Here is a 12,659-nt window from a genome sequence, read left to right as displayed (position 1 = left end):
GCGGTGATGGTCCTCGCCGCCGGAGGATCAGGCAAGCCCGTCCACGAACGTCAGCGCCTCCGACAGCGGTTTGCGGTGCAGGTCCGGCACCTCGCAGTCGTCGGCGGGGTACCCGACCGGGAACAGGATGTAGGGCCGTTCGGACTCGCGGCCCAGCAGGTCGGTCAGGAACGTCATGGGGTTGGGCGTGTGCGTCAGCGTCGCCAGGCCCATCGAGTGCAGCGCGGCGATGAAGAACCCGCACGCGATGCCGACGCTTTCGTTGGTGTAGTAGGTCTTCCGGCCGTTCTGCTGCTTCTGCGCGAACACCACCACGAGCCAGGGCGCGACCTCCAGGAACTCCTTGTGCTCGTCGGTCTCCAGCCGCGCCAGCGCCGCGTGCCACTCGGGGACGTCGCGCTCGCGGTAGAAGTGGCGCTCCTCCCGTTCGGCGGCCTCCCGCACCCGGCGCTTCACCTCCGCGTCGGCCGTCGCGACGAACCGCCACGGCTGCTGGTGCGCGCCGCTCGGGGCGGTGTTCGCGGCCCGCACCGCCACCTCGATCGCCTCGGCGGGAACGGGGTCCGGCGAGAACCAGCGCACCGAACGGCGCCGGTCGAGCAGCCGGTGGAACTCCCGGCCGCGGTCGAGGCCCTCCGCGATCGGCAGGCGCGGTGGCGTGTACGGCAGGAACGGGTGGCGGTGCTCTCGGGTCACGCCCTGGACGATGCCGATCCGCGCAGCCGAAGACCAGCTCAAGTTTCTCAGGCCAGTTGTAAGTTCAGCTCATGAATCTGCCGAACGTGACGCTGCGGCAGCTGGAGTACCTGGTCGCCGTCGCCGAGACCGGGTCGCTGACCGGCGCAGCGGCCCGGTGCCACGTCTCGCAGGGCGCGGTCTCGCTGGCGCTCACCGAGCTCGAACGCGTGCTGGACCTGCAGCTGGTCGTCCGGTCACCGCGCAGGGGAGCGGCACTGACCGCCGCCGGCCAGCGGGTGCTCGCCGACGCCCGCAGGGTGGTCGGCGCACTGGGCGACCTCGGCGCGCAGGCCCGCGGGCTGAGCCGGACGGTCGGCGGGACGCTCGTGGTCGGCTGCTACGCGCCGATCGCGCCGTTCCACCTGCCGGCGGCGATGGCCACGTTCGAGCAGGCCAACCCCGGGGTGTCGGTGCGGTTCGTCGAGGGGAGCCTGCCGGAGATCGGCGAGCACCTGCTCACCGGCCGCTGCGAGATCGCGTTCCTCTACGACCAGGACCTGCAGCCGGGTCTCGCGTTCCGCAGGCTGTACGACCAGGAGCCGAAGGTGCTGCTGCCGCAGGGACATCGGCTGCGCCGGCGACGCGCGGTGCACCTGCGCGACCTCGCGGGTGACCCGTTCGTGCTGCTGGACGTCCCGCCGAGTGAACACTACTTCCGCTCGGTGTTCGCGGCGGCGGGGCTCGACATGGTGGTGGCGCACCGGGCCCGCAGCTTCGAGCTGGCCCGGTCCCTGGTGGCGCGCGGCCTCGGCTACTCGATGACCGTGCAGCAGCCGGCGGTGTCGCAGTCCTACGAGGGGCTGGAGGTGGTGAGCCTGCCGTTGCGCGACGCCGTGCCCACCACGCCGGTGGTGCTGGGCTGGGCGCAGGGCGGTCCGCTGACCCGGCGCGCGCAGGCGTTCGCGGACCACTGCGCGGTCCTCTTCCGCCCGTGAGCAACTGCAAGTACCACCAACACATGATCAAACCCCCGCTGACCACCACCAACATGTTCGTCACCTGCCGAAGCAGACTTGCGTGCGCAGGGCGGCCGGGGGTGCTGTTGGTAGTGGAAAAGTGCCTGTTGATGTTGGGTTGGTGGTACTTGCAGATGCGTGGGTCAGGGAGGGGCGGGGTGGTCGCTGATACGTTGCCGTGGGACGGGTGGTGAGGATCCACCACCCCTCGCGGAGAAGGGTTGGCTCGATGAGCTTGCTGCGCAGTTACGTGTCGGGGAAGTGGCACACGCCGGACGCCGAGGGCGCGCCGTTGCACGACGCCGTCACGGGTGAGGAGATCGCCCGGATCTCGTCCGCGGGCATCGACATGGGTGCCGCGCTCGACCACGGGCGCCGCGTGGGCGGGCCGGCGTTGCGCGAGCTCACCTTCCACCAGCGCGCGCAGCTGCTGAAGGCCCTCGGCCTGTACCTCAAGGAGCACAAAGCCGAGCTGTACGCGTTGTCCGCGCGCAGCGGTGCCACGAGGTCCGACTCGTGGATCGACGTCGACGGCGGCTTCGGCGTGCTGCTCGGCTACGCCTCCAAGGCCAAGCGCGAGCTGCCCAACGACAAGGTCTACGTCGACGGGCCGGTCGAGCCGCTGGGCCGCGGCGGCACGTTCGTCGGCCAGCACATCTGCACGCCCCTGCGCGGTGTCGCGGTGCAGATCAACGCCTACAACTTCCCGATGTGGGGGCCGCTCGAGAAGTTCGCGCCCGCGTTCATCGCCGGGGTGCCGTCGCTGATCAAGCCCGCCTCGCAGACCGCGTACGTGACCGAGAAGCTGGTCGAGCTGATGCTCGCCTCCGGTCTGCTGCCGGAGGGGTCGCTGCAGCTCGTCTGCGGGTCGGCCGGCGACCTGCTCGACCACCTGACCGAGCAGGACCTGGTCGGGTTCACCGGCTCCGCGTCGACCGCCCAGCACCTGCGCACGCACCAGGCCGTGATCCGGTCGTCGGTGCGGTTCAACGCCGAGGCGGACTCGCTCAACTGCTCGATCCTCGGGCCGGACGCCGTGCCGGGCACGCCGGAGTTCGACCTGTTCGTCGGCCAGCTCGTCGCCGAGATGACGACCAAGGCCGGTCAGAAGTGCACAGCGATCCGCCGTGCGCTGGTGCCGTCGTCGCTCATCGACGCGGTGGGCGAGGCGACGGCCGCGAAGCTCGCCGAGGTGGTGATCGGCAACCCGGCCGACAGGTCGGTGAAGATGGGGGCGCTCGCCGGTCTGGAGCAGCGCGAGGAGGTGCTGCGGTCGCTGAAGGCGCTGCGGGAGAACGCTTCCGTGGTCTACGGCGACGGCGCGCTGTCCCTCGTGGACGCCGACGCCGAGCGCGGTGCGTTCATGTCGCCGATGTTGCTGCGCGCGCCGGCGGACGCCGTGCAGCCGCACGAGGTCGAGGCGTTCGGGCCGGTGTCCACGCTGATGCCGTACGACTCGGTGGACGACGCGGTGACGCTGGCCGCCAGGGGCTCCGGCTCGCTGGTCGGGTCGATTGTCTCGGCGGACACCGGCTTCGTGCGCGACGTCGTCGTCGGCGTGGCGCCGTGGCACGGGCGGCTGCTGGTCCTCGACCGCGACGACGCGGGGGAGTCGACCGGGCACGGGTCGCCGCTGCCGATGCTGGTGCACGGCGGACCGGGCCGCGCCGGCGGTGGCGAGGAGATGGGCGGCATGCGCGGCGTGCTGCACCACATGCAGCGCACCGCCGTGCAGGGCTCGCCCAAGGCCCTGGCCGCCGTGACGAACCGGTGGGTCGCCGGGGCGCCGCGCACCGAGGCCGAGGTGCACCCGTTCCGCAAGACGCTCGCCGAGCTGCGGCTCGGTGACACCGTGGTGGCCGGCCCGCGCACGGTGACGCTGGCCGACATCGAGCACTTCGCCGAGTTCACCGGGGACACGTTCTACGCGCACATGGACGAGGAGGCCGCCGCGGCCAACCCGTTCTTCGGCGGGCGGGTCGCGCACGGCTACCTGGTGGTGTCGTTCGCGGCGGGCCTGTTCGTCTCGCCGGAACCGGGGCCGGTGCTCGCGAACTACGGCCTGGAGAACCTGCGGTTCGTCACGCCGACGTTCCCCGGCGACGAGCTGACGGTGACGCTCACGGTCAAGCAGATCACGCCGCGCGAGGACCAGGACTACGGCGAGGTGCGCTGGGACGCCGACGTGGCGAACCAGAAGGGCGAGTCGGTGGCGCGCTACGACGTGCTGACGCTGGTCGCGAAGAGCTGACCGCACAGCACAGCGGGCCGGCGGCGACCTGCGCCGCCGGCCCGCTGTGTTCAGGAGGAGCCGGGTTACTTCGGGTCGCGCCGGGGCAGCGGCCGCGTGGCCGGTCCCTCCAGCACGTTGCCGTCCACGTCGAACCGCGAGCCGTGGCACGGGCAGTCCCAGCTGCGTTCGGCCGAGTTGAACCGCACCAGGCACCCGAGGTGCGTGCAGCGCATGGACACGGCGTGCAACTGCCCCTCCGGGTCGCGGTAGACACCGGTCTTGCCGAGGCCGTCGCGGATGACGTGCGCGTGGTCGGGCGGCAGCGCGTCGCTGTTCGTGGCGTCGGCCGGCAGCACCCGGTCGCCGACCATCTCCACGGCCACCTCGGCGTTCTTCTTCACGAGCGCCGGCAACGACTTCAGCGACAGCCGGTGCGGGCTGAACCGCTCGGCGAGGTCGTTCGGCTTGCCGGTCACGAGGTCCGCGAGCACGGTGGCGGCGAACGTGCCGGAGGTCAGGCCCCACTTCATGTACCCGGTGGCGGTGAAGATGGTGTCCGCGCCGGGCGTGTAGCTGCCGATCATCGGCAGGCTGTCGTAGGCCGTGGGGTCCTGGGCCGACCAGCGGTGGGTCACCTCGGTGACCGGCCAGTGCCGCCGGGCGAACTCCTCCAGCCGCCGGTACGGCTCCTGCACCGGCTTGCCGGTCTCGTGACCCTGCCCGCACACGATCAGCTGGTCGCCGTACGCGCTGATCGACCACGACGGGCTGCCGGCGCTGATGGCGAGCGCGCTGGGCGGCGGACCGTCCAGCCGGGCGGCGATGGCGTAGGAGCGCGGCGTCTTCAGCCGGGCGAAGAACAGGCCGCGGTCGAGCAGCGGGTAGTGCGTCGCGAGCACGAGCCGGTTGAAGCGCACCTCACCGTCCTTGGTGGACAGCTTCTGCCCGGTCACGTCGAGGACGCGGCTGTGCTCGTAGACCTTGCTGCCGTCACCGTCGACCGCGGCGGCCAGGCCGTGCAGGTACTTCACCGGGTGCAGGGTCAGCTGGTCGTCCAGCCGCACCGCGGCGTGCACCTCGAACGGCAGGTCGAGGTCCGCGTCGAGGCGGACCGGCAGCCCGGCCTGCCGCGCGTGGCGGAACTCGGCCTCGACGGTCGCCACCTCGTCCTCGGCGTAGGCGTAGGTGGCGGCGGAACCGCGCCGCAGGTCGCAGGCGATCTCCTCGCGCTGCACGAGGTCGGCGACCTGGCCCACGGCCGCCAGTGACGCGGCGGCGTAGTCGGCGGCGGTCGCGACGTCGTGCGTGCGCACGAGGGTCGAGTACACAGTGGACTGCAGCGCGGTCACCTTGGCGGTGTTGTTGCCCGACGCGCCGGACGCCACGCGGTCGGCCTCCAGCACCACGACCCGCAGGCCGCGGCGTTTGAGCAGCAACGCGGTGGTCAGACCGGTGATGCCGGCGCCGACGACCGCGACGTCGAACGAGTGGGTGCCGGTGAGCTGCGGACGGGGTCGGGCGGGCAGTGCGGAGAGCCAGAGCGACTGGTCGCCGGTGGTGGTCATGGCGGCCGGGTACCCGCGAGTGGTCTCTGCATGCCTGCGGCCGTGGCGGGGTATGCGGGGTGCATGGGTAAGCACCGGGTAGTCGTCGTCGGCGGAGGGTTCGGCGGCCTGAACGTCGTGCGCGGGCTCAAGGACGCCGACGTCGAGGTCACGCTGATCGACCGCACCAACCACCACCTGTTCCAGCCGCTGCTCTACCAGGTCGCGACGGCGTTGCTGCCGGCAGGGGACATCGCGCCCGCGTTCCGCGCCATCCTGCGCAAACAACGCAACGCGCACGTGCTGCTGGGCGAGGTGACCGGGTTCGACACGCAGCAGCGGCTGGTCGACGTCGACCTCGCGGACGGCACCGCCCACCGGGTCCCGTACGACACGCTGGTCGTGGCCGCCGGTGCCCGCGACAGCTACTTCGGCAACGACCAGTGGGCCGAGCACGCGCCGCCGATGAAGACCCTGGAGCAGGCCGTCGACCTCCGCTCACGGCTGCTGCGGTCGTTCGAGCACGCCGTCACCGGTGACCCGAAGGAGTGGTTGTCGTTCGCCGTCATCGGCGCCGGCCCGACCGGCGTGGAGCTGGCGGGCCAGCTCGCCGACCTCGCCCGCCGCGCCCTGAAGGGCCAGTTCCGCGAGATCGACCCGCGCGACCTGAGCATCACGCTCCTCGATGCCGTGCCGCACGTGCTGCCGCCGTTCTCCGACCCGCTGCGCAAGCACGCGCGGGCCAAGCTCGAACAGCTCGGCGTCACGGTCATGACCGGCGCCATGGTCGAGTCGATCGACGACCGCGGCCTGACCACCAAGGACGGTGACCGGGTCGAGGCGCGCACGATCATCTGGGCCGCGGGCGTGCAGGCCTCGCCGCTGTCGCGCAAGATCGCCGAGGCCACCGGTGCCGAGCTCGACCGCAAGGGCCGGATCAAGGTGGACCCCGCCGACTGCTCGGTGACGCCGGAGATCTTCGCGATCGGCGACATGGCGAACCTGAACGACCTGCCGGGCATCGCCGAGCCCGCGATCCAGGAGGGCCACCACGTCGCCCGCGTGATCAAGGCCCGGCTCACGGGGCGCACCCACCGGCCGTTCAAGTACCTCGACCTCGGCACCATGGCCACGATCTCGCCCGCCGACGCCGTCGCGGACATCAAGAAGCTGCGGCTCAGGGGCGTCATCGGCAAGGTGGCGTGGGCGGTGGTGCACATCGCGTTCCTCGTCGGCTTCCGCAACCGGATCGCCGTGCTCGCGAACTGGGGCTGGAACATCGTGACCGGCCGGCGGACCCAGTCGATCATCCTGCAACCGGTGCAGGCGCGGGACGGGTCCACCGGCAGTTAGCGCCGGCGCGGGTGCGGGTACCCGCCCTGGCGTGAACACCGAGCTGCTGGGCCTCTACCTCAACGACCACCTGACGGCCGAGGTGGCGAGCACCGAGCTGGCCCGCCGGATCAGCCGCACCCGGCCCGAGCTGCGGGCGCTCGCCGACGACGTCGAGTCCGACCGCGAGGAGCTGCTCGACGTGATGCGCGGCTACGGCGTGGAACCCCGCGCGGCCAGGGCCGCGATCGGCCGGCTGGCGGAGAAGGCGGGGCGGCTCAAGCTCAACGGCCGGCTGCTGAGCCGCTCACCGCTGAGCGACGTGCTGGAGCTGGAGGGCCTGCGGCTGGCCGTCGAGGGCAAGGCGGCGCTGTGGCGGACGCTGCGCGCGTTGCCCGGGGCCGACACCGACCGGTTCGACCGGCTGCTGAGCCGGGTGGAGGGCCAGGCGGGCGTGGTCGAGCGGGAGCGGATCCGGATCGCCCCGAAGGTGTTCACCGCGGAGCAGCCCGCCGGCGCCGACGCCGGCGGCCTCGGGGGAGTGGACGTCGAGCGCACGTTCACCGTCGCCGCCTCCCCGGAGAACGTCGTCGGCTACCTGCGCGACTTCGCCCGCACCGAGCAGTGGGACCCCGGCACCGTCACGTGCGCGCGGCTGGACGACGGCCCCGTCGCGGTCGGCTCGCGCTGGCGCAACGTCTCCACGTTCCTCGGCCGCCGCACCGAGCTGGTGTACGAGCTGACCAGGGACGACCCGGACCGGCTGCGGTTCGAGGGCCGCAACGGCACCGCCACCACCGTCGACGACATCTCGGTCACCGCGGGCGGCACACCGGGCACGACGAAGGTCGGCTACCACGTGCACGTGGAGCTCACCGGCCTCGCGAAGCTCGGCGCGCCGGTGGCGAAGCTCGCACTGGAGAAGCTCGGCAGCGACACCGAGCGGTCGCTGATCCGGGTGCTCGGCGACGTCGGCTGAGCCGTCGCGCACAGCGGTAAAGGCAAAGGAAAACCGCAGGTCAGGACGCGTTCCCCGGCTCGGGGGCGATCCCTAGACTCCCTCAGGCCGGTTGCACGGACAGGCTCTTCCTCCTGGCGGCACCGGCCTGAGCACAGAGGGAGAACTGGGGTGTTCGAGAACAACGTCACCAGGCGCGGTTTCGTCACGGGCGCGGCAGCGGTCGCCGGTCTCGCCGGCCTGTCCACCGTCGCACCGGGCCTCGCGGCCGCCGACCCGAAGATCGGCGACCAGCACCGCGAGGAGGAGTTCACCGCCTCCGACGTCAGCGCCGCCGCGCTGATGACGTTCCAGAAGATCGACGGCACGCCCGTCTACTACTGGCGCTCCAACCGCGGCAACACCACCGCGCGCAACTGGCAGTGCACCGACGCGTTCTACACCGCGCTCGTCGCGTGGATCCGCGACCTGCGCTCCCTGTCGTCGAGCTACGGCTCGATCAGCTACATCGTCTCGGCCGGCTTCTACGTCGACAAGGCGGGCCAGCACGGCGCCGGCACCGCCATGGACCTCGACCACGTCCGCTGGTCCGGCGGCAACACCACCTCCCCGCTCGACCAGGCCCACGCGTCGGGCACCGCGTCGGTCCGCAAGCGCTACCTGGCCACCGAGGCCGTGTGCCGCCGCCGGTTCCGCTACGTGCTCGACGGCTGGTACAACGCCGACCACGCCGACCACATCCACGCCGACTTCGGCGGCATGCCGGTCCGCGCGGTCAAGGACTCCGAGTCCGACACCAAGTTCGTCCAGGCCGTGTGCAACAACTTCCGCGGCGCCGGCCTCGCCATCGACGGCATCTGGGGCCCGGCCACCACGAGCGCGTTCACCGGCCTCAAGTCGGCGCTCGCCATCACCGGCGACCCGCACACCAGCTCGTCGGTGTGGCAGTCGATGCTGTCGAAGATCGCGACCAAGGGCTTCGCGAACCAGAACATCTGACCCGCGCTCCGCATCGACCGGCTTTGCCGTGACATTCCGCGGTCGGCCGGTCTCGATTCACGAGCGGTGCGTTCACCGCACCTCGTGAATGCGCGAGGAAGCTTTTGGGGAATTGCCGCGCTGAAAACGGCGAGGGGCGCATCCAGCACCGTGGATGCGCCCCTCGCCGTGAGGTGGGGAAGTGCCTACCTGGGCGCGCTGCCGCCCGGGCCGCCGAGGCCGAACAGGATCCGCTGGATGAGCTCGGGATCGACCTCCGGCTCGTCGCCCAGCGCCTCCGCGGCCGGCGAGCGGCGGCGTTCGCGGCGGGGGAGCGGGACCGCGGTCGCGTTCACGCCGGTCGGGAGCGGGATCTCGCACCAGATCAGCTTCACGCCACCGCTGAGCTGCAGCTCACCGGTGCGCAGGTCGGGGGAGGTGGGCGGCATGACGAACCGGGCCGCCTCCAGCTCCACCACCAGGTAGTCGCCGGTCAGCCGCAGCCGCAGCGTGATCAGCCGTGAGGTCTTCGGGTCCGCGGCCTCGATCGCCGCCTCCACCAGGGCGCATGCGACGGCGGAGCACTCGCCGACCATGTTGCGCAGCCGCCACTCGCCCAGTGTGAACCGGACGAACAGGTCCGCGCAGTTCACCGCGGTGGGCAGCGCGATGAGTGTCAGGTCGTCGACCTGGGCGGTCGGGGCGTTCGCCTGCATGCTGCCTCCGTTTCGCGTGCGGCGCGCGAGGCCACGACAGACACCCACATGGCCGTCGCGGTGTGCCGGAATCTACATGGGTATACGGAGGAAGCAACGGCCCGGTTGACCCGTCCGTCAAAAGTCACGCTCAAGTCACGACCAGAAGGCCTGTCGTTCACTCAGTGTGGGAATGGCGGGGCTCCATGATCACTTTCCGTGATAACGGGAGTCGGCATCGCTTCCGGGCGAACCGGTACCGGGTGCCGGGAGGGGCGCCTGCTGCGGCGGGGCGACGAGGGGGACGGTGCCAGGCCGTCGCGCTGGTCGTGGGGCGCATTTCCATTTCGGGGTGGTGGCGACATCACGGCACTTAAAAATATTTAAAACGGATTAATCGTCTGAACGGTGGATCAGCGGTGCCGGGCCGTCGGCTAACTTCGGTCGTGATCGCCACAGCGGTCACCTCGACCACCTGAACACGCCGGTCCCCACACCTGGCGCCGAGAGCCCCGGCAGATCCACCTCACCACACCGGTGTGGAAGGGCACGTGCGCACTGCTCACCGGTTCCTCCCTCCTGCTCGGAACCCGGTGGTGCGGCAGCGGTGCAGCGCGGCCGGCCGGTGCCCGCCGGCGGCGCGGACCCCGTCCCGGGGTCCGCGCCGCCGGCGGTGTTCACGACACGACCCTCCGGAGCCTCAGTTGGACGCGTGCACCACCCAGAGGCCCGCGGTCGACGTGGAGGGAACCACCCGTGCTCTCCGCGACCCTGCGGGCGATGTCGAGCCCCAGCCCGGTGGACCCGCCACCGCTGGTGCCGCGCAGCACCGCGTGCCCGGTGTCCCGGATGCCGGGGCCCGCGTCCTCGACCACCAGCGCCACCAGGTCGGCCTGGTGCACCAGCGCGACACCGAACCGCGTGCCCTCCCGCGTGTGGCGGAAGACGTTGCCCAGCACCGCGTCCAGCGCCGCGGTGAGGTCGGTGCGGGCCAGCGGCACCAGCGCCGGGCGGTCGGCGCCCCTGACCGTCCACGGCCGGTCCTGGTCGTCGGCGAGCGCGGACCAGAACACCAGCCGGTCGCGCACCACGCCCGAGGCGTCCACGGCCGTGCTCTCCGGCTGGAGACCCGACCGGGCCGCCTTGATGATCTCGTCGACCTCTCTCTCAAGCCCCTTCACGGCCGCGCGGATGCGGTCCGCCCCCATCCCCTGTCCGAGGGTGTCCGCGTCCAGCAGCAGGGCCGTGAGGGGTGTTCTGAGGCGGTGGGAGAGGTCGGCGACCACCTCGCGTTCGGCGGCGAGCAGGTGCCGGACGCGTTCGGCCATCGCGTTGAACGCCCGCCCGACCTCCTTGAGCTCGGGCGGGCCCTGCACCGGGACGCGGGCCGACAGGTCGCCGTGCCCCATGCGCCGCGCGCCGTCCGCGAGCGCCCTCGTGGCCTTCACCGCCCGCGCGCCCAGCCGGTCGGCGACGAGCACCGACCCGGCCACCAGGCCGACCGCCACACCGGCCAGCGCGAGCCAGGTGCCCATGACGCCGTGCGTGAGCTGCTCCGCGGGCACGAACGCCTCGACGATCGCGATCTCGTTGCCGCCCAGGGCGATCGGCTGCAGGTAGGCGACGCCGTCCGGGCGTTCGGCGACGCCGGCCCTCGCCTGCCTCACCGCGTCGGCGAGGTCCTTCGCGGTGATGTGCGAGGTGCCGACCGTGACCGGTCCGCTGAAGTGCACGGCGAGCCGCTGCTGCCCGCCGTAGCGGGTGCTCGCGATGGCCTGCCGCACGTCCTGCGGAGTACGCGAGATCACCAGTGCGGGCGTGAGGGCACCGGCCTGCTTCTGCGCCTCGCTGAGCGCGCGGTCGTGGGCGGCGCCCTTGACGACGATCGCGAGCGGGATGAGGAACGCCAGCGCCACCATGCTCGTCGCCGCGAGAGCGACGAGCACCAGTGACCGCCTCACCTCGGTGCGACCAGGCGCACGCCGACACCGCGCACCGTGTGCAGGTACCGCGGCCGGGCGGCCCGTTCGCCGAGCTTGCGCCGCAACCAGCTCAGGTGCACGTCGAGCGTCTGGTCATCGCGGTGCGAGGGCCACAGGTGCCGCAGGATCTCCGCACGCGGCACGACCTCGCCCTGCCTGCTCGCGAGGAACGCGAGCAGCTCGAACTCCTTGTGCGTCAGCGACAGCTCCTGACCGTCCACAGCGGCCCTGCGGCGGTCCACGTCGACCTCCAGCCCGCCGACCCTGAGCTGCCGGTGGTCCTTGGCCCGCCGCAGCACCGCCTGCACCCGCGCGCCGAGGTGCTCGCTGGAGAACGGTTTGACCAGGTAGTCGTCGGCACCGGCGTTGAGCAGCCGGACGATCTCCTGCTCGTCGTCGCGCGCCGTGGCGATGACGACGGGCGTGTCGGTGACGCCCCGGATCATCCGCAGCGCGTCACCGCCGTCGAGGTCGGGCAGGCCGAGGTCGAGGACCACGACGTCGTAGGCGTGCGCGGAGACTTCGCGCAACGCCTCGATCGCGAGCGCCACACCGTGCACGACGTGGCCCTGGTCGGTGAGCGCGCGTGTGATGGCGGCGCGCACGGCGGAGTCGTCCTCCACCAGGAGTACCGATGCCATGTCGCTAACGGAGGGACGTCGCGGTGAGACGGTCGATCGGGTACCTGACCGCGTGGGCGGTCGTGACCGCGGCGGCCGTCGGGCTGTCCTGGCTCGGAATCCGGTCGGCCATGGAACCCGCCCCCGTCGCCGTCGCCGATGCCACCGGTGGACCCGGGATTCTGCCGATGCCGACCTTCGAGTCGATGAGCGTGGCCGTGCCGACCACCACCACTGCCGCTCCCGCCGCTGTTGCCACCACGACCACCAGGCCTCCCCTGCGCTCGTCCGCTCCGGTGTCAGCTGTTCCGACGAGTACTACGGATGGGCGGGCGTCGGCGGCTCAACTCCCGGCCGGCGAATGGCAGGCGGACGGGTCGTACGTGCACGCGTTCCACCTGCGCGGCGGGGACGTCGTGGTGCGGTTCCGGGCGTCCGGGGTGCAGGCGCTGTCGGCCACGCCCGCGGAGGGGTGGGCGGTGGGCGTGGAGCAGCCCGGTGGGCCGTTGGTGGTGAACTTCCAGGACCCGGCGGGGAGGTTGTCGCGGTTGGAGGCCACTTGGGAGGGTGGGCCCACCGCGCGGGTGGTCGAGAGGTAGACGGCGGCGCGGATGTTGCCCCGC

11 protein-coding genes are annotated in these 12,659 nt (G+C 71.9%); 6 read left to right on the top strand and 5 right to left on the bottom strand.

Annotation, left to right across the window (positions count from 1 at the left end; translation table 11 throughout):
• Window positions 1-27: 27 nt before the first annotated feature.
• Window positions 28-696 carry a nitroreductase family protein gene (locus ACZ7CD_RS27820; RefSeq protein WP_360396368.1) on the bottom strand — a complete coding sequence of 223 codons (669 nt, stop codon included), beginning with the start codon at window positions 694-696 and terminating at the stop codon, window positions 28-30.
• Between the two features lie 71 nt (window positions 697-767).
• Here ACZ7CD_RS27820 and ACZ7CD_RS27815 point away from each other — a divergent pair, with 71 nt between their 5' ends.
• Both ACZ7CD_RS27815 and paaZ read left to right on the top strand, forming a co-directional pair.
• On the top strand, window positions 768-1,673 hold the full coding sequence (locus ACZ7CD_RS27815) for a LysR family transcriptional regulator (RefSeq protein ID WP_470371212.1): 906 nt from the start codon (window positions 768-770) through the stop codon (window positions 1,671-1,673).
• 250 nt (window positions 1,674-1,923) lie between these two features.
• On the top strand, window positions 1,924-3,945 hold the full coding sequence (paaZ, locus tag ACZ7CD_RS27810; protein WP_458431341.1) for a phenylacetic acid degradation bifunctional protein PaaZ: 2,022 nt from the start codon (window positions 1,924-1,926) through the stop codon (window positions 3,943-3,945).
• Window positions 3,946-4,010: 65 nt separating this feature from the next.
• Here the strand turns inward: paaZ and ACZ7CD_RS27805 are convergent, their stop codons facing one another.
• Window positions 4,011-5,492 carry an FAD-dependent oxidoreductase gene (locus tag ACZ7CD_RS27805; RefSeq protein WP_360396374.1) on the bottom strand — a complete coding sequence of 494 codons (1,482 nt, stop codon included), beginning with the start codon at window positions 5,490-5,492 and terminating at the stop codon, window positions 4,011-4,013.
• A 63-nt stretch (window positions 5,493-5,555) separates the two neighbouring features.
• Here ACZ7CD_RS27805 and ACZ7CD_RS27800 point away from each other — a divergent pair, with 63 nt between their 5' ends.
• From ACZ7CD_RS27800 to ACZ7CD_RS27790, 3 genes are all read left to right on the top strand, one after another.
• Window positions 5,556-6,824: an NAD(P)/FAD-dependent oxidoreductase gene (locus ACZ7CD_RS27800; protein WP_360396375.1), complete on the top strand. Its 1,269-nt coding sequence runs from the start codon at window positions 5,556-5,558 to the stop codon at window positions 6,822-6,824.
• 31 nt (window positions 6,825-6,855) lie between these two features.
• Window positions 6,856-7,782, top strand: a complete 927-nt coding sequence (locus tag ACZ7CD_RS27795; RefSeq protein WP_360396377.1) for an SRPBCC family protein — start codon at window positions 6,856-6,858, stop codon at window positions 7,780-7,782.
• Between the two features lie 150 nt (window positions 7,783-7,932).
• Window positions 7,933-8,760 carry an extensin family protein gene (locus tag ACZ7CD_RS27790; RefSeq protein ID WP_458431344.1) on the top strand — a complete coding sequence of 276 codons (828 nt, stop codon included), beginning with the start codon at window positions 7,933-7,935 and terminating at the stop codon, window positions 8,758-8,760.
• 185 nt (window positions 8,761-8,945) lie between these two features.
• On the opposite strand, the gene ACZ7CD_RS27785 is transcribed toward ACZ7CD_RS27790, so the two are convergent.
• From ACZ7CD_RS27785 to ACZ7CD_RS27775, 3 genes are all read right to left on the bottom strand, one after another.
• Complete coding sequence (locus ACZ7CD_RS27785; RefSeq protein WP_360396381.1) at window positions 8,946-9,455, bottom strand: ATP-binding protein; 510 nt, start codon at window positions 9,453-9,455, stop codon at window positions 8,946-8,948.
• A 656-nt stretch (window positions 9,456-10,111) separates the two neighbouring features.
• Window positions 10,112-11,395 carry a HAMP domain-containing sensor histidine kinase gene (locus ACZ7CD_RS27780; protein WP_360396383.1) on the bottom strand — a complete coding sequence of 428 codons (1,284 nt, stop codon included), beginning with the start codon at window positions 11,393-11,395 and terminating at the stop codon, window positions 10,112-10,114.
• The gene (locus ACZ7CD_RS27775) at window positions 11,392-12,057 is read right to left on the bottom strand and encodes a response regulator transcription factor (RefSeq protein WP_360396385.1); all 666 of its coding nucleotides are present in this window, start codon (window positions 12,055-12,057) and stop codon (window positions 11,392-11,394) included. Before ACZ7CD_RS27775 ends, ACZ7CD_RS27780 begins: the two co-directional genes overlap by 4 nt.
• Window positions 12,058-12,080: 23 nt before the next feature.
• Between ACZ7CD_RS27775 and ACZ7CD_RS27770 the strand changes: the two genes are divergently transcribed.
• Window positions 12,081-12,635: a hypothetical protein gene (locus ACZ7CD_RS27770; protein ID WP_470380040.1), complete on the top strand. Its 555-nt coding sequence runs from the start codon at window positions 12,081-12,083 to the stop codon at window positions 12,633-12,635.
• Window positions 12,636-12,659 lie beyond the last annotated feature (24 nt).

Source organism: Lentzea sp. NPDC036949 (assembly GCF_055608075.1).
This window is presented reverse-complemented; position numbering and strand designations above follow the sequence as displayed.

Excerpts from the sequence above, each read along its gene's own strand:
- ACZ7CD_RS27815 (WP_470371212.1), top strand. The coding sequence starts at position 768 with ATGAATCTGCCGAACGTGACGCTGCGGCAGCTGGAGTACCTGGTCGCC.
- paaZ (WP_458431341.1), top strand. The coding sequence starts at position 1,924 with ATGAGCTTGCTGCGCAGTTACGTGTCGGGGAAGTGGCACACGCCGGAC.
- ACZ7CD_RS27805 (WP_360396374.1), bottom strand. The coding sequence starts at position 5,492 with ATGACCACCACCGGCGACCAGTCGCTCTGGCTCTCCGCACTGCCCGCC.
- ACZ7CD_RS27800 (WP_360396375.1), top strand. The coding sequence starts at position 5,556 with ATGGGTAAGCACCGGGTAGTCGTCGTCGGCGGAGGGTTCGGCGGCCTG.
- ACZ7CD_RS27785 (WP_360396381.1), bottom strand. The coding sequence starts at position 9,455 with ATGCAGGCGAACGCCCCGACCGCCCAGGTCGACGACCTGACACTCATC.
- ACZ7CD_RS27775 (WP_360396385.1), bottom strand. The coding sequence starts at position 12,057 with ATGGCATCGGTACTCCTGGTGGAGGACGACTCCGCCGTGCGCGCCGCC.